The organism is Natrinema caseinilyticum (assembly GCF_024227435.1).
In the GTDB taxonomy this organism is placed as follows: Archaea; Halobacteriota; Halobacteria; order Halobacteriales; family Natrialbaceae; genus Natrinema; species Natrinema caseinilyticum.
The window spans coordinates 237,278-251,167 of the sequence record NZ_CP100446.1 but is presented as its reverse complement, the minus strand read 5'-3'; the positions used below and the strand labels follow the sequence as shown (position 1 = coordinate 251,167).

Genomic DNA, 13,890 nt, shown 5'->3' with positions numbered 1-13,890 from the left:
CTATGTACTTAAACATTAATAAGGGATACGGGAATCAGCCTGCTATCGTAGAGCGTATCGTTCACAAGTGTCAGTTTCCTCCTGCGCCTAAAGGCGCGGGTATCCACCTCGTATCTCTATGAGGGCGCGATTCGATAGCGCATACATTCGCTCAGAATTCGAACGCATCGGCCAGCAGCTGGACAACCCCCTCACCGTCTTCTTGATTGGCGGTGGGTCGATGGCGTTTCGCGGACTCAAGGAGACGACCAAAGATATCGACCTCATCGTCTCCTCTGGCGAAGACCTGAGTCAGTTACAAGCGGTGCTTCTCGAACTGGGATACGATATCGTCCGGGAACCGGACGAAGAGTACGAAGAACTCGGTGCCCAGCGAATCCTCGAGAACGATGATGGGTGTCGCATCGACGTTTTCAACCAGCAGGTGATCGGCAAACTGATTCTGTCTCCAGGCATTCGTGAGCGGAGCGAACGATATCTCGATCCGGGGAATCTCGTGGTTGAGATCGTGAGTCCAGAAGACATCTTCCTATTCAAAGCAGTCGCCGGACGGGTGGACGATATCGAGGACATGTTTTCACTGATGCAGACCGGCCTCGAGTTCGACATCATCGAAGCAGAACTCGAGGCGCAGGTTGAACTATTGGATCAAGAACTGTTCGTGACGTACGTCAACGAAGCGTTGACTGATCTCACCGAGCAACACAACGTGACGACACCGTTGCACGACCCTGTCGCGGAGATCACCGAGCGCGTCTACGAGGAACTCGAAGTGCTGTACGCGCTCGACGAACCGAAATCGGTGACTGACCTGCAACAGGAGTTCGACTGGCCCGCAGCGGACGTACAGGAGATTGTGAGGCGGCTGGAAGAGAAAGACGCCGTCGCGGTAACTGATGGGCGCGTAGAACGTCGCTCAACGACGATCTGATCGCGAGGGGGTAGAACGTGAGGGCTGTGAAAATCTGCTGAAACCCTCAGATTATGACTGGAAGTGCGTGATACATACAGGACGCGAATTCATCAATTAGAGACCATACCTCCCCTATTCTCGATTACTCAAACCAGCCCCAATTGCAGCACCAAGTGCAACGCCGAGTGCAATCCACAGTCCAAGATTATCCGTAGCAGCACCAATAGCAACGCCGATTGCGATCCCGATCGCCATTCCTGCCCCCATCTCTTTTCCGCTTACTCCTGACTCACTGTCCTCACTCATCTATCATCGCTTGACTGTTGAAGGTGGTAAGCCCACCGTCGTACTGAGCAAATCAGTATCTCACTTCGGAAGTGCCGTACGGCTGAGTTTTCGACGGAGGCTGCCGATGTGGCGCTACTGGGTGGCGATGATGACACCGACCGACTCAGTGATGATCTCGATATCGGTGATCGTGAAGCCTGCATCCACGAGGAGATTTGCGACGGTTCCCATCGGTGGCAACGTCTCGTACTCGCTTGGGGACTGCACCGGCGCGAAGCGCATCTTGTCGGCGATCACTACGCACCGCGAATTCAGCGACGCGAGACCGCCGATGGCGGCGCGTAATTCGTCCTCGCCCCCTTCGTCGTAGGCCATGTACAGCGCATAGCTCGCAACGACGACATCAACCGGTTCGTCAACGTTCGGTTCGCGGAATGACCCGTGACCGAACGAGACATTCTCTATGCCACGCTTCTCGGCTTTCTCACGGGCGTACCGGAGCCACTCGTCGTAGATATCCCGCCCTATCACGTGGTCACACTTCGACGCAAGTTCGAAAGCGACGATACCGGTACCCGTACCGATGTCAAGCACGACGTCGTCGGGCTCAATAGGCGCGTGTGCAAGAAGATACGACAGACACCGCTGGTACACCTCGTCTGCCTCGCTGTCCGAGTCGTAGTTCATCGGGGTGTACCCGTGAGAATCGCGTTCTGTGTCGGTCATCGGTAGGGCGAGTAGGCTGTGCTGATGGATAAGGGTCTCAAGAATCATCGCTGACACATACGACCGACTACGACTCTGTATCAAGACTCACGAGATGGTTGTCCAGGTCGCGAGTCCAGTACGTTGCTGGGCCGCCGGGACTACATCTCGCACACAGTTGTAGTGGGCCTTCCAAGTGGCCGAGTTCGACACGGAACCGTGTGAGGGCTGCAAGCGCATCGACGACGAGACCACAGCTATCGCAGGAGTAGTGGTCACGGTCGTCAGGATCGGGATTCGACTGGATCGCGCAGTCGACGCAGATGGTGTGGGTGATCCGTTCGTCCTGTCCCCAGGTGTGCGCCTCGCCGACCTCGGCGCCGGGCGGGGCGTCGCAGAAGGCACAGCCAGAGAGCGTCTGTTGCATCATTGTCCTCCTTCGCCGGCGTCGCGAGCGGCGGTCCAGCCTCGATGGAAGACCGCCAGTTGGAGAATCGAGTCGAATGCTTCGTCGCTTGGCTCGTGGACGAGAACGCGTTCGTTGGGGATGGGAGTGACGACGTCGTCGTTGACGAGGTCATTGACAAGAGAATGGGCCCTCCTGTCGTCAATATCCGCTACTGCGACGCGGGCGGCATCTTGATCCTGTGCGACGAGTTCCGCTTCAAACCGTTCGTAGTCGGCTGATGCATCGTCGAGTGCGTCTGTACCGGGCATGGGAATCACGTTGGCGCGTATTGACGCGCCTCGCCATCTCGGGCGCGGACAAACTCCTCGCTGCCACGTCGTTAACCAACACCCCAAAGGGATGCAATTCTGTGTTGGTTAACCTGTAAAGGGATTAGAACTGATGAATGGGCTTTACGCGGAACGTATCTGGGTCAGCGTTCGGCGTCTCGTTGGTTCGATCCGAGGACGACTGCGAGAGTCGGTTGACCAACTCCTCGCGAACCGCGTTGCGGCTAACTGTTGTTTCGTGCCAGCCGAGACGCTCGCCGAAATACCGCTTCTGGAACCGCTGCCCGATGTCGTCGACGGCAATGAACTGCGTCCGCTTCATTCCTGCAACACTCGTCGAGATGAACTCGACACCGACCTCTTCGTGGGTGAGTTCAACGAGCGCGCACTCGACAAAAGAGACGATGCTAGTCGGACTTCTGTCGTGAGGAAGCGTCGGTTCGAGATCTGCCCATTGTTCTTTGCTTGGCTGTTCAGTGTGCTCGCTAGGGAGTCGTGATCGCTGTTGCTCGTGTTCAGAAAACATGGTTGTTGAGTGGGTGCCTACGACAGCCCCCTCGCCCCTCTCGGGGGCGACAAACTCAACTGTGGATCGCGTCGTCATCCAGTGAGTGAATTCTGATATATCGGCTAGAGACTGTCGTCGTTTGATGGCCCTTCGGCCGGAGAGAGCCAGCGGCGTTTGCACCGGTGTACCCTAGCCTTCCTTTGGATGATTCTGGAGGTGTAGAGGATAGCAAGACAGGCTAAGATTCAACGATAGGGCCGTCGGGCTGTTCTCAGACGCTATTAATGACCTCGACGGAGTCCGCGAAACGAGGATTGGAGAGAATTGTGCCCGACGGGATGGTGAAACCCCTAAATCCGAAAGAATCGGTTTCATACCAAGCAAAAACCCGGCGACGTTGATTGGGGACTCTTCGAACCGAACAGCACCCTCCACTTGGTGGCAAAAACCCTGGGTGACTCCTCATCCCTGTCCTCGATGACTCCTCGTTTCGGCGAACTGAGGTCTCGCCGAGGTGAACTCGTCTGTGAACGTCTCTTCCCCTCGCCGGTTACAACCGATCTGGCGGTCGTCTCGACCTGTTCAGGGGAGTCCTCGCCGCATCCCACACTGCGTTCGGTGGTCTCGACTCATTTGAGGTTAGGCCTGTCAATCGATCGTAACCACGGCTGTCCCGCGCTTATGCCCGGTGTCAACGTAGCGGTGCGCCTCGACAATCTCCGCTAACGGGTACCGCCGTCCGATCACCGAGCGGATCTCCCCTGAGTCGAGGAGTTCTCTAAGCTCCCCGAGATATTTTTTCCGCACGCCTATCGGCTTCATCCCCGTGGCCGCGAAGACAGCTCGCCTGTCGCCAAACAGCCTCGTCCGGGCCATGTCGAGGAGGATCGCCACCGAAGGGACGGTCGTCATATACAGCCCGCCCGGATTCAGCGCGTTCTCGAACTGCGCAAACGACCCCTTGCCCACAGCGTCGAAGATCACGTCGTACGCCTCGCCCGTCCCGGCGACATCGGTGGTCGTGTAGTCGATGACCGCGTCGGCACCGAGCGACCGCACGAGGTCGACGTTCCCGGTGCTGCAGACGCCAGTGACCTCGGCGCCGACGTACGTGGCGAGCTGGACGGCGAACGTCCCGATGCCGCCCGAAGCGCCGTTGACGAGAATGGACTGGCCGGGCTGGAGGTCGGCCACGTCCCGAAGGAACAGCATCGCCGTGAGGCCGTTGTCGGCGACGGCGGCGGCCTCGGCGTCACTCACGTCCGCGGGCGTCAGTTCGAGCGTGCCGTCGTCGGGGACGCAGACGTACTCGGCGTGCGCGCCCGAGTCGGGCGCGGTCGTCCCGAACACCCGGTCGCCGACCGCGAAACGCGTGACGTCCCTACCGACGGCCGCGATCTCCCCGGCGAATGCATCGCCCGGGATTGACGTGGGTCGTCGGAGGCCACTGAAGAAGCGGACGGGGAATGGTCGTCCCTCGCGCATGGCCGAGTTAGCCGGTCCGACGGTGGACGCGCGGATGCGAATCAGGACCTCGTCGGGTTCTGGGGTGGGTTTCGGAGCCGAGTAGAGTCGGAGGACTTCCGGGCCGCCGTACTCTTTGGCCGCTACGACTCTCATTCTCGTGTCCGTCTTTGCCCTTCGTCCAGTGGCAGTTGTCGGCATCTCGAAGGAGAAGTAAGGGCGCGAGTGTCGTAACCTAAGTGCTCGGTACGAGGACTGATGTATTTGGGACCGGGAAAATCTGTCGAACTGGAGGACCGCTTCCCGGCACGACGAACCCTTTGTCACAGTACGCGCCGGATGTTCCCAGTGCAGATCTGGAGTTCGATTAGCGTGCCCTCTTCTGTGCGAACGAACCGATTCCTCGCAGCCTCTCAGAGGACGACGAAGCTGCTTCATTCGATGGGAGGAAGCGTACTAGCCTGAGACCGCATGATGGACTGTCAGTATTACTGTACGAGAATCTTCCTAGCGAAAAAGCCGAAGATGAGCGTTTGAACGAAACGTTCAAATATTCAGATAGCGCAGATCTAGTCGTCACGAAGCAAATCGCACTATCAATACTCCCCACAAACTATGCCTTCATTTTCAGAAGAGAAACGAGACCAAGTCCGGGAAACGCTCCGTGATACCGGTCGAGAACTGTTCACTCGGCAGGGTATCCGTAAGACAACAATATCAGAACTCACCGAACCAGCGGGCATTGGCACTGGCACTTTCTACCAGTACTTTGACTCTAAAGAAGCGCTCTACCTCGATATCCTAGAGCAAGAAAGCAAAGAAGTGATTCCCCGATTATTGCGGGAATCGTTCGAGACACATGATGATCCAGAGGCTGCAATCGCGGCACTACTCGAACAGTCTCTCAACGAAATAGAATCCAATCCGATATTCCGGCAAGTCCTCATCGACGAACAGGAACTTCCCCGCATACACGAGCAAATTCCGGACGAAGAAACAACTGAGAAACGAGCGAGTGTAATAGACCACTTCCTTCCGTACATCGAGAGCTGGTACCATGACGGCAAAGTCAATGGGTCGGACCCAGACACGATTGCCCACACGATCAGGGCTGTCGTTCGACTCGCCCAGCAAAAAGATCGCATCGGGGAAGAACGATATCCCCAGGTTCGTGAGACACTCATTACAGCTGTCGCAGCCGGGCTGACGCGAGAGCAGGACTCCGAGGACTTCTCCGATGAGTGAACTCGACGGTGAACAATTGGATGGCCCAGCCGTCGTCTCGCTGAGCGATCCTGCAGCGACTGATCGTAAGCTTGTCGGCGGGAAAGGAGCAAACCTCGCACGGCTTGCGACGTCGGGATTTCCAATACCGGACGGGTTCTGTGTGACAACCGTCGCATATCAACAGCTCATCGATACACCGACGAGAGAAGCGATTGCGGCGCTATCCGAACTCGAACCGACGGATTCGGAAGCGATTGCAGACGTTGGCGCGACCGTGCGGAAGCAGATACAGGAACTAGAGTTTCCAGACGACGTTCGGGATTCCATCAGAGGAATACTCTACAAGGAAGGAACCCCCTCGACGCAGACGTACGCAGTGCGGTCTAGTGCGACGGCCGAGGACCTCCCTGAGGCCTCGTTCGCTGGGCAACAGGAGACATTCCTGAACGTACAGGGAGTGGATGCGGTCCTCGACCGCATCCGTGACTGTATGGCGAGTCTGTTCACTGATCGAGCTATCGCGTATCGAGCGAAAAATGGGATCTCACAGGAAGATGTCTCAATTGCAGTCGTCGTTCAGCAAATGGTTTCTCCGGACGTTTCGGGAGTGCTCTTCACAGCCGACCCACGGACGGGGAACCGCCACACTACCTCCATTGAGGCGGTTCTTGGTCTCGGCGAGGCGCTTGTCTCCGGAGAAGTAAACGCGGACAGCATCACAGTCGATGCTCGGACAGGCGATATTCGAAAATACGAGGTCGGTGACCAGCAGATTGCAGTTCGACGCCGACCCAACGGAGGTACGGAGACGGTCGAACTTCCGACCTTCGAACGATCGAGTCGGGTACTCACCGACGACCAAGTGCATGCACTGGTCAAGATCGGACGAGAGATTGAGGAACTCTTCGGTACTCCGCAGGACATCGAGTGGTCAGTGACAGATGGCGAGGTCATCATCCTGCAGGCCAGACCGACTACGTCGTTGTTCCCGCTGCCCTCACCCGCTCCAGATGACGACCGTCTCCATGTCTACATCAGCATGGGGCATGGACAGTCGTTCGCCGAAGCGATGCCTCCACTCGTGGTAGACGTCTGGAAGTCGTACGTTCAAACGCTGTTCACCGAATACGGATTTGACCCCGAGACACAATGGGTGGTCGAGGCAGGCGGGCGCATCTACCTCAACGTATCGCCCCCACTCCGCTTCGGGCCGATGCGAAAGCGGTTTCCCGAGCGGATGGGTGAGGCGAACGAGCAGATAGGGACCGCTATCGGCGACCTCCTCAACCGACGGGGCGAGGAGTTTCACCAAAACCGGACGCTCTTGGAACGACTTGCTTCAATACCCACTGTTGCAAGTTCGGCCTGGACTCTGCTGCGGGAATCCATTCCTCAACTCATCTCGGTGTTTGGTGGATTCATTGGCGCGTTCATTGGTGACCCTGTGTCCCCAGAGCGAGAACAGGCAAAGTGGGAAACGTGGGGGCAAACCATCGCCACCCAGGTGCGGTCTCCTGAAGACACAGCTGAACAAGTTCGTGTTGTCTTCGACGTACCCAGGGAGGCCACGCAGTTTCCAGCAATGGGTTCACTCATCGCCGGAAATGCCGCAGAGGGCAAACTCAAACGACAATTCCCTGACGCTCCCGATGACGTCAACGCTGTCGGGAGGGGCTTGCCAGAGGAAATGCTAACGAAGGTCAATCTCGGAATCGGTGACCTTGCAGATGTAGCGCGAGAGTATCCTGCCGTCGTTGAAGCCCTCAATCGTGATGCTCCGCTCGAAGCAATCGAATCTGTGGAAGGCGGGGACGCATTTCGCTCTGAACTTGCAGAATACCTCGATTCCTTCGGTCACCGATCGACTGGAGAGATGGATATCAGCCGTCCTCGATGGCGGGATGATCCGTCGGTATTGCTGTCCATTGTACAATCAACGATCAAGACGAGTGACGTTGGAGAACACCGCGACCGCGTCCAAGCATTAGAACAAGAGGCGGCGGCGGCAGGAAAACGGCTCGAGCAACGAGCAGACAACAGGGTCTTTGGTTCACTCCGCCGACGCCTCGTCAGTCGATTGATCCGGACGTATCGCGATGGGATTCAAACTCGCGAGTATCCAAAACACGGTGTTGCATACTTCTACGCGGCTTGGCACGAGGTACTTCGTGACGCTGGCGAACGACTGGCCTCGCAAGGGACACTCGTCGATCCTGATGACGTGTGGTTCCTTCGGAAATCGGAACTCTTCGACGCACTCGATGGGGAATCGGTTGACGTCGATATCGATGCTCGACGCACCGAATTTCGACGTCACGCCTCGATGGATGCCCCACCGGTCCTGACGAGTGATGGTGAAGCTCTGAGCGGTGAGAGTGAACGCGAAGACATTCCAGAGGGGGCACTGGTGGGAACTGGTGTTTCAGATGGGACTGTTGAAGGCGTCGCTCGGGTTGTTCGGAATCCGAGTGAAGAGCAAATCGAAAAGGGTGAGATTCTCGTTGCCCCGTCTTCCGATCCGGGTTGGACGCCGCTGTTTCTGAATGCCGCCGGAGTCGTCGTGGAAGTGGGTGGACAGATGAGTCACGGTTCCCTTGTCGCACGCGAATACGGGATTCCGGCGGTCGTCGCTGTCCGCAATGCAACCCGGAAAATACAGTCAGGTCAGCGGATTCGTGTCGATGGCACGAACGGGATTATTGAACTACTAGACGGCGAATAATGAGTGAAAGTGACAAAGGCCTGCCGTTCGCCCTTTCATTGACCGCCTCGAGAGCTACTGAGATCTCCCTCGTTGGTGGAAAAGGGGCGAACCTAGCCCGACTCAAACAAGCAGAGTTCCCGGTTCCGGAGGGTTTCGTTGTCACAACGGCAGCGTACAGCGCCCTCCTCACCGAATCAGACATTCCTGATCGAATCCGAGCGCTAGAATCTCTCGACCCTCAGGACACGGAAGCCACTGCAGAGGCTGGAGGGGCGCTCAGAGACGCTATCCAGTCGTTGTCGTTACCCTCCGAAGTTCAAACAGCAATAAAGGACTCAGTCGCTGACACTGGTGTTGATAAGGCCTATGCCGCTCGCTCCAGTGCTACCGCCGAAGATCTCCCGAGTGCTTCGTTCGCAGGCCAGCACGAAACACTCCTCAATGTTCAGGGCGAAGAGGAAGTCGCTGAGGCAGTCCGTACGTGCATGGCGAGCCTCTTCACCGACCGCGCCATCACCTATCGGGCTCGAAACGATATCCCGCACGACCAGGTTTCACTTGCCGTCGTCGTCCAAGAGATGACCCACCCTGATGCGTCGGGGATCCTGTTCACCGCCGATCCTACCACCGGCGAACGGAGTGTCGCGGTCATCGACGCAGGATTCGGTCTCGGCGAGGCGCAGGTCGGCGGTGCAGTAACAGGCGACCATGTACGAATCGACAAGGCCACAGGAGATATTCTATCGTACGACATCGGCGACAAACGCGTCGCCGTCCAATCGATTCCGGGTGGGGGAACTGAAACCATCGAACTCTCGGCGGAACAGCGTTCGAGCCGCGTCCTTTCAGACGACCAGATACGGGCGCTCGCCTCTATAGCCGAGGACGTCGAGGAACTCTTCGGTACTCCACAGGACATCGAGTGGGCACTTGTCGATGGCGAAATTGTTCTGCTTCAGTCACGCCCCATTACAACTCTCCCTGAGCAGGCAGTGGCATCCTCCAGTGACTGGACAGTCCCAGATTCGAATCTGGCATACGCTCGTGTAGGTCCCGCCGAGTTGCTTCCAGACCCGCTTTCGCCACTTTTCGAGAGTCTCGGTGGACCAATCATGACGGAATCATCAGTTGAAATGGCACGTGAATTCCTTGGAACGGACGCATTTTCTAGGGGAACTTACGCCTTCACGACCGTCAACGGCTACGCCTACTACTCCGTCTCGCTTGCACCGAAATTCCTGTTGCGTATCTTGGGCCGGGGGCTTTGGCGATACCAAAAATCCTCGGTAATGTCGGGTCACACTGGCGAGAAACAGTTCGGCCCCAGTACGTTCAGACCGTGGAAATATGGGAGAAGAAGAATGTGAAAGAACTCCAAGCAGCTGAGCTGCTTTCAGGCGTCAAGACCATCCTCCAAGAGGCGATTAATTACTACAATTCGTCTCGGTTTGTTCTATTACGGGTCCGACAAAACGAGGCGCTGTTCACCTCCTTCTACGAACGGTTCGTCAGACAATCCGAAGATCCGGCACCCCAAATTTTCCTCCGGGGGTTTGACAGCGAGCCAATTCGAGCCGAGAAGGCACTCTTTGACATCGCAACGTGGTGTCGAGAGAATCCCGCACTGGCCGACGTCCTCCGTGATACCCCTAGAAAGGATGTGGAAAAGACACTCACAGAAGAGATACCACCTGATAGTGTATCAGCCAACGTATGGACGGAGTGGCAAGACCGGTTCCAAGCGTATCTCGACAAACACGGGCATGCAATCTACGATTTGGACATTCTCAAACCCGTTCCCGCAACGGACCCATCTCTCCCGTTCGATACGCTCACATGGTTGCTTGAAAGCGAGGGACTGGATCCCTACATGCGTCAGCGCCAGCTTTCAGAACGACGACAACAGGCGACCGATAGCGTGCTGCGTCGCCTTGGACCGATTCGCCGTCCGATATTTCGTCGGCTGCTGAAGCAGGCCCAGAACGTCACGTCGCTTCGAGAAGACATTCTCGCCGAGGTCGGGCGAGGGTGGCCAGTGTTACAACAGATGGCGGAAGAAGTCGGTCTTCGCCTCGCTGAAACGGGAGTAATTGACCAGGCTGACGATGTCTACTGGTTAGAATGGGAGGAGCTCAATGAAATGGCAGCTGCTCTCGACGGTGGGAGGACTCCCCTCAATGACGTGTCTGAGACTGTGATAGAGCGGAAGGCGAGGTGGGAGTCGCGGAAATATCTGATACGACCCCGGCTCAGTACTGACGTTTGACTAGTTACGCCGATTCCTCGAGCAGCGCAATTCCGCGTTCCACGACTGCCTCCGTGATGAACAGGCTTGTCTCCTTTTGGAGTGCCCGCATTAGTCGATGTACTGTGATTTCCACTCATGGCGATCCTCAATCGCTTGCTCTCCCTCGTCTGTAATCACGTAGTAGTTTGTGCGCCTGTCGAGCTGTCCTTTCTCGACAAGATCCTTATTCACAACCGTATCGAGATTCGGATACAGCCGCCCATGATTGATCTCTGAACTGTAGTATTGCTCGATTTCATTTTTGATGTCTTGTCCGGATGGTCTGTCAGCGCCCGCGATTACGTACAGCAGGTCGCGTTGGAATCCTGTGAGGTCGTCCATGGGGCAGCCATTCAGGCGAGATGATATTTGTTATTCCACACGTACAGGTATGTACGCAAATACAACTAGTCAGTTCTTTATGTCACTAGCTGACTCTCTTCCCATTCACGACATCCTGAGACCGCGGTCGTGATGGAACGGCACTCGAGGGATTCGATCCAGCGCATACGTTCAGCGGTCGCGACTGTTTCACTCCGAACTCGAGAGTAGTTCGCCACGTACTGATTTCCCACTCACGACGGTCCTCGAGTTCGCGTTGATCATGCGCTGTAATTGTGTAGTAGTTCGATCGTTTGACGGCCTCGCCTTTCTCGACGAGTCCGTTGACTATATCGAGATTCAGATACAGTCACCCGTGGTGGATCACATTCTCGTAGTACTCTTCGAACTTGTCGTTGATCGTGAGGCTATGAGGATCGTCTTAGCTAGGGATCACGTACGGGGGCCACGCTAGAATTCAGCACTCTTGATCTTGTCGTCGGAGAAACCGCCGCACTTGACGAATATGTGCATCTAGGAGACGTCCTCATCGAGTGCTCCGATCGACTCGAGGTAGTCACGAACCTCGAGGACGAACTGCCGATATCGCTCGAGATCCTGCAAAGCGTTGTAGACTACGTCGTGATCGATGATATTTCCGTAAGTATGAGCAAGGACATTTCGGAACCGGGCACCTTGTGCCATTTCCTCAGCTGTCGAAGCAGAGAGTATACCAAGCTCTTCGAGAGCCCGCATTGATTGTGGATTGCTCGCTGGAGGGGTTCCACGCTCGTGTTTGACGAGTTCCTCTCCAATATCGATCGCGGCCTCAGTCATCTTGACAAATCGACGTTCGACAATGTCCTGTGTGTCAGAATCAGCGTGGTACGCCTCCCGACTCAGACTCTGTTTCCGAGCGAGAACGCCCAAACTGGTTTCGATCGTTTCGACAGCATTGAGTATTCGATTGAGACGATCAGCGGGAAAAATATCGTCCGTCATCGATCACGAGGCTCGCCATCGGTTGCTGTCACAGCAGACCCACTGAGATGCCTATTAATTCTGGCTACTGCCGCGTCAAACCGTTCACGCGGTGACTGAGTCTTCTCCTCAATTTCCGTGAGTTGACTTCGGATATCAGCCACGTGCTCTGGGTCACCGATAAGAAGGATGCCTCGATCGAAGATCGTCTCCGCCAGTTCCGGTGACGTTGTTTGGAAATCGACGAGATCGACATTGTCTGTTCCGAGCGCCTCGCTGAGATCAGCACTCAATCCGAAAAAGACCTCGTTGTAGTTCGGGTCACTCGGGCGGACTGTGTCGAATTCCACTGCGATATCGATGTCACTCCGAGAGTGGGTTTCGCCACTTGCGTGAGAACCGAAGAGAATTGCCAGCTGGATCGAATGCTCCTGCAAGACCGCTCGAAGAGTCTCGAGAGGGAGGGATTTATCGATAGTCGTTTCCTCACTGGTTCTCATTGCCTTGAAATACGGTCTCGTGGCATATAAACACTCAGGAGCCCAGTGACCGATCGAACTCGTTCTGCCACGGTTGCCTCGGTTATACCCCGGTCCTGGACAACAAGTTTGGTTTACGTTCGATAGCCGGCGACTCGAGTCGCATGGGGCACTGCCGAGCAATCAGGCGAATAGTCATAAAAGCGGCTCTGGGTATCGAGCCATCGCTGGAACTCGTCGCTCGAGACTGCTTCAGTTACTGCCTCGAGAAGGTCATCGATCCACGCTTCGATCGTGCTCTGCATCTCGTCACGTCTGGTGTCCGAATCGCTGAAGGACACCTGCTGGGAGTCGCTCGTAGCCATTGTTCTCGATGACGGACGCTTACGTGTGGAACGCCCCTCGCCCCTACGGGGGAGAAAAATAGTTGCTGCTGGCAAGTGTTTAACCAACACCGTTGGCAACTGTGCGTTTCTGTTGGTTAATAGAACTGACGTCTTCTCTTGATGTCTGACACGACCGCACCTCAGCACTGACGTTTGACTAGCTACGCTGATTCCTCGAGCAGCGCAATTCCGCGTTCCACGACTGCCTCCGTGATGAATAGGCTTGTCTCCGTTTGGAGTGCCCGCATTAGATCGATAGCTTTCGATTTAGTAAGTTCTCCACGAGTGAAGCCGAGAACAATGACACCGATCGAGCCGTGTACCTCGACATCGAGATCTTCAGCTGCGTCTCTTGCTGCGAGGTCGTCAGTTAGCAGGACAGCCGAGCGCTCAGATGCGACCGCGAGAGCGGCTGTCTCCCCAGGATCTAAGTCGACAGAGAACTCAGCTTTCTCCGCCTCGACGGTTTCGTACTCAATACTTGTAAGTGCAGACGGAACCGTCCCTGCTTCGAGTTCCTCGTATACAGTGTGCGGGATGAGCAGCCTATCGACAACTGAGAGCAAACCAAGCACACCAATTTCGTCGAGATGGATTAGTGGACCGGTATCTGCGACCGCAACAATCACGCATTCAGGCCCCAGCGAACGTCTTCGCCGACAACCTGCAGTTCGCGGTCTGCACGCTTGACTCGGTCTCGGCCAACGAGTTCAATCGCTCTCTCCCGATCGATTTCGTCGTTTACGTATCGTGAGAGGACGACATCCATCCAGAGATCCTCGACACCGCGTTCCAGTGCCTGCTCGAGGATCTCCGATTCGGGGATGTCTCGCGCTTCCGCGATTTCTTGCACCCGTTCGGTGAGATCCGTGGCCATGTCTACACAATC

At 56.2% G+C, this 13,890-nt stretch carries 17 protein-coding genes and 2 pseudogenes; 5 read left to right on the top strand and 14 right to left on the bottom strand.

Going from position 1 to position 13,890, the window contains the following annotated elements:
- The first annotated feature begins 118 nt into the window (after positions 1 to 118).
- Entirely contained in the window at positions 119 to 931 is an 813-nt protein-coding gene (locus NJT13_RS20515) for a DUF6036 family nucleotidyltransferase (RefSeq protein ID WP_254526002.1), read from the top strand.
- Between the two features lie 114 nt (positions 932 to 1,045).
- Here the strand turns inward: NJT13_RS20515 and NJT13_RS20510 are convergent, their stop codons facing one another.
- From NJT13_RS20510 to NJT13_RS20485, 6 genes are all read right to left on the bottom strand, one after another.
- Positions 1,046 to 1,219: a glycine zipper domain-containing protein gene (locus NJT13_RS20510; RefSeq protein WP_201740252.1), complete on the bottom strand. Its 174-nt coding sequence runs from the start codon at positions 1,217 to 1,219 to the stop codon at positions 1,046 to 1,048.
- A 114-nt stretch (positions 1,220 to 1,333) separates the two neighbouring features.
- Positions 1,334 to 1,975 (bottom strand): class I SAM-dependent methyltransferase, encoded by a 642-nt coding sequence (locus NJT13_RS20505; RefSeq protein WP_254526001.1) that lies wholly within the window; start codon positions 1,973 to 1,975, stop codon positions 1,334 to 1,336.
- Between the two features lie 19 nt (positions 1,976 to 1,994).
- Positions 1,995 to 2,333 (bottom strand): DUF7558 family protein, encoded by a 339-nt coding sequence (locus NJT13_RS20500; protein WP_254526103.1) that lies wholly within the window; start codon positions 2,331 to 2,333, stop codon positions 1,995 to 1,997.
- On the bottom strand, positions 2,333 to 2,623 hold the full coding sequence (locus NJT13_RS20495; protein WP_254526000.1) for a DUF8069 family protein: 291 nt from the start codon (positions 2,621 to 2,623) through the stop codon (positions 2,333 to 2,335). The genes NJT13_RS20500 and NJT13_RS20495 overlap by 1 nt, the downstream gene beginning before the upstream one ends.
- A gap of 124 nt (positions 2,624 to 2,747) precedes the next feature.
- Complete coding sequence (locus NJT13_RS20490) at positions 2,748 to 3,170, bottom strand: DUF8030 family protein (RefSeq protein ID WP_254526102.1); 423 nt, start codon at positions 3,168 to 3,170, stop codon at positions 2,748 to 2,750.
- A 630-nt stretch (positions 3,171 to 3,800) separates the two neighbouring features.
- Positions 3,801 to 4,817 (bottom strand): NAD(P)-dependent alcohol dehydrogenase, encoded by a 1,017-nt coding sequence (locus tag NJT13_RS20485; RefSeq protein ID WP_254525999.1) that lies wholly within the window; start codon positions 4,815 to 4,817, stop codon positions 3,801 to 3,803.
- 414 nt (positions 4,818 to 5,231) lie between these two features.
- Here NJT13_RS20485 and NJT13_RS20480 point away from each other — a divergent pair, with 414 nt between their 5' ends.
- The 4 genes from NJT13_RS20480 to NJT13_RS20465 are packed head-to-tail and all read left to right on the top strand — an operon-like array spanning position 5,232 to position 10,813.
- Positions 5,232 to 5,861: a TetR/AcrR family transcriptional regulator gene (locus NJT13_RS20480; protein ID WP_254525998.1), complete on the top strand. Its 630-nt coding sequence runs from the start codon at positions 5,232 to 5,234 to the stop codon at positions 5,859 to 5,861.
- On the top strand, positions 5,854 to 8,565 hold the full coding sequence (locus NJT13_RS20475) for a phosphoenolpyruvate synthase (RefSeq protein ID WP_254525997.1): 2,712 nt from the start codon (positions 5,854 to 5,856) through the stop codon (positions 8,563 to 8,565). The genes NJT13_RS20480 and NJT13_RS20475 overlap by 8 nt, the downstream gene beginning before the upstream one ends.
- A complete protein-coding gene (locus NJT13_RS20470) occupies positions 8,565 to 9,914 on the top strand; it encodes a PEP/pyruvate-binding domain-containing protein (protein ID WP_254525996.1) in 1,350 nt (449 codons plus the stop codon). The genes NJT13_RS20475 and NJT13_RS20470 overlap by 1 nt, the downstream gene beginning before the upstream one ends.
- A complete protein-coding gene (locus NJT13_RS20465; protein WP_254525995.1) occupies positions 9,911 to 10,813 on the top strand; it encodes a PEP-utilizing enzyme in 903 nt (300 codons plus the stop codon). Before NJT13_RS20470 ends, NJT13_RS20465 begins: the two co-directional genes overlap by 4 nt.
- A gap of 4 nt (positions 10,814 to 10,817) precedes the next feature.
- On the opposite strand, the pseudogene NJT13_RS20460 reads toward NJT13_RS20465, so the two are convergent.
- The 8 genes and pseudogenes from NJT13_RS20460 to NJT13_RS20425 all read right to left on the bottom strand — a co-directional run.
- Positions 10,818 to 10,907, bottom strand: a pseudogene (locus NJT13_RS20460) (nucleic acid-binding protein); the annotation flags it as partial.
- Positions 10,904 to 11,176 (bottom strand): PadR family transcriptional regulator, encoded by a 273-nt coding sequence (locus NJT13_RS20455; protein ID WP_254525994.1) that lies wholly within the window; start codon positions 11,174 to 11,176, stop codon positions 10,904 to 10,906. The pseudogene NJT13_RS20460 and the gene NJT13_RS20455, both read right to left, overlap by 4 nt.
- A gap of 189 nt (positions 11,177 to 11,365) precedes the next feature.
- Positions 11,366 to 11,576 (bottom strand): annotated as a pseudogene (locus tag NJT13_RS20450) (PadR family transcriptional regulator).
- 113 nt (positions 11,577 to 11,689) lie between these two features.
- Entirely contained in the window at positions 11,690 to 12,157 is a 468-nt protein-coding gene (gene hepT, locus NJT13_RS20445) for a type VII toxin-antitoxin system HepT family RNase toxin (RefSeq protein ID WP_254525993.1), read from the bottom strand.
- Positions 12,154 to 12,636, bottom strand: coding sequence for a type VII toxin-antitoxin system MntA family adenylyltransferase antitoxin (mntA, locus tag NJT13_RS20440; RefSeq protein WP_254525992.1), 483 nt, complete (start codon positions 12,634 to 12,636; stop codon positions 12,154 to 12,156). Before mntA ends, hepT begins: the two co-directional genes overlap by 4 nt.
- Positions 12,637 to 12,749: 113 nt before the next feature.
- Positions 12,750 to 12,980 (bottom strand): hypothetical protein, encoded by a 231-nt coding sequence (locus NJT13_RS20435; RefSeq protein ID WP_425499831.1) that lies wholly within the window; start codon positions 12,978 to 12,980, stop codon positions 12,750 to 12,752.
- A 182-nt stretch (positions 12,981 to 13,162) separates the two neighbouring features.
- Positions 13,163 to 13,630 (bottom strand): PIN domain-containing protein, encoded by a 468-nt coding sequence (locus tag NJT13_RS20430; RefSeq protein ID WP_254525991.1) that lies wholly within the window; start codon positions 13,628 to 13,630, stop codon positions 13,163 to 13,165.
- A complete protein-coding gene (locus NJT13_RS20425) occupies positions 13,627 to 13,878 on the bottom strand; it encodes a hypothetical protein (protein ID WP_254525990.1) in 252 nt (83 codons plus the stop codon). The genes NJT13_RS20430 and NJT13_RS20425 overlap by 4 nt, the downstream gene beginning before the upstream one ends.
- Positions 13,879 to 13,890: the final 12 nt, after the last annotated feature.

Excerpts from the sequence above, each read along its gene's own strand:
- NJT13_RS20435 (WP_425499831.1), bottom strand. The coding sequence starts at position 12,980 with ATGGCTACGAGCGACTCCCAGCAGGTGTCCTTCAGCGATTCGGACACC.
- NJT13_RS20495 (WP_254526000.1), bottom strand. The coding sequence starts at position 2,623 with ATGCCCGGTACAGACGCACTCGACGATGCATCAGCCGACTACGAACGG.
- NJT13_RS20470 (WP_254525996.1), top strand. The coding sequence starts at position 8,565 with ATGAGTGAAAGTGACAAAGGCCTGCCGTTCGCCCTTTCATTGACCGCC.
- NJT13_RS20425 (WP_254525990.1), bottom strand. The coding sequence starts at position 13,878 with ATGGCCACGGATCTCACCGAACGGGTGCAAGAAATCGCGGAAGCGCGA.
- NJT13_RS20505 (WP_254526001.1), bottom strand. The coding sequence starts at position 1,975 with ATGATTCTTGAGACCCTTATCCATCAGCACAGCCTACTCGCCCTACCG.
- NJT13_RS20510 (WP_201740252.1), bottom strand. The coding sequence starts at position 1,219 with ATGAGTGAGGACAGTGAGTCAGGAGTAAGCGGAAAAGAGATGGGGGCA.
- mntA (WP_254525992.1), bottom strand. The coding sequence starts at position 12,636 with ATGAGAACCAGTGAGGAAACGACTATCGATAAATCCCTCCCTCTCGAG.
- NJT13_RS20500 (WP_254526103.1), bottom strand. The coding sequence starts at position 2,333 with ATGCAACAGACGCTCTCTGGCTGTGCCTTCTGCGACGCCCCGCCCGGC.
- NJT13_RS20455 (WP_254525994.1), bottom strand. The coding sequence starts at position 11,176 with ATGGACGACCTCACAGGATTCCAACGCGACCTGCTGTACGTAATCGCG.
- NJT13_RS20485 (WP_254525999.1), bottom strand. The coding sequence starts at position 4,817 with ATGCCGACAACTGCCACTGGACGAAGGGCAAAGACGGACACGAGAATG.
- NJT13_RS20480 (WP_254525998.1), top strand. The coding sequence starts at position 5,232 with ATGCCTTCATTTTCAGAAGAGAAACGAGACCAAGTCCGGGAAACGCTC.
- NJT13_RS20475 (WP_254525997.1), top strand. The coding sequence starts at position 5,854 with ATGAGTGAACTCGACGGTGAACAATTGGATGGCCCAGCCGTCGTCTCG.
- hepT (WP_254525993.1), bottom strand. The coding sequence starts at position 12,157 with ATGACGGACGATATTTTTCCCGCTGATCGTCTCAATCGAATACTCAAT.
- NJT13_RS20515 (WP_254526002.1), top strand. The coding sequence starts at position 119 with ATGAGGGCGCGATTCGATAGCGCATACATTCGCTCAGAATTCGAACGC.
- NJT13_RS20490 (WP_254526102.1), bottom strand. The coding sequence starts at position 3,170 with ATGTTTTCTGAACACGAGCAACAGCGATCACGACTCCCTAGCGAGCAC.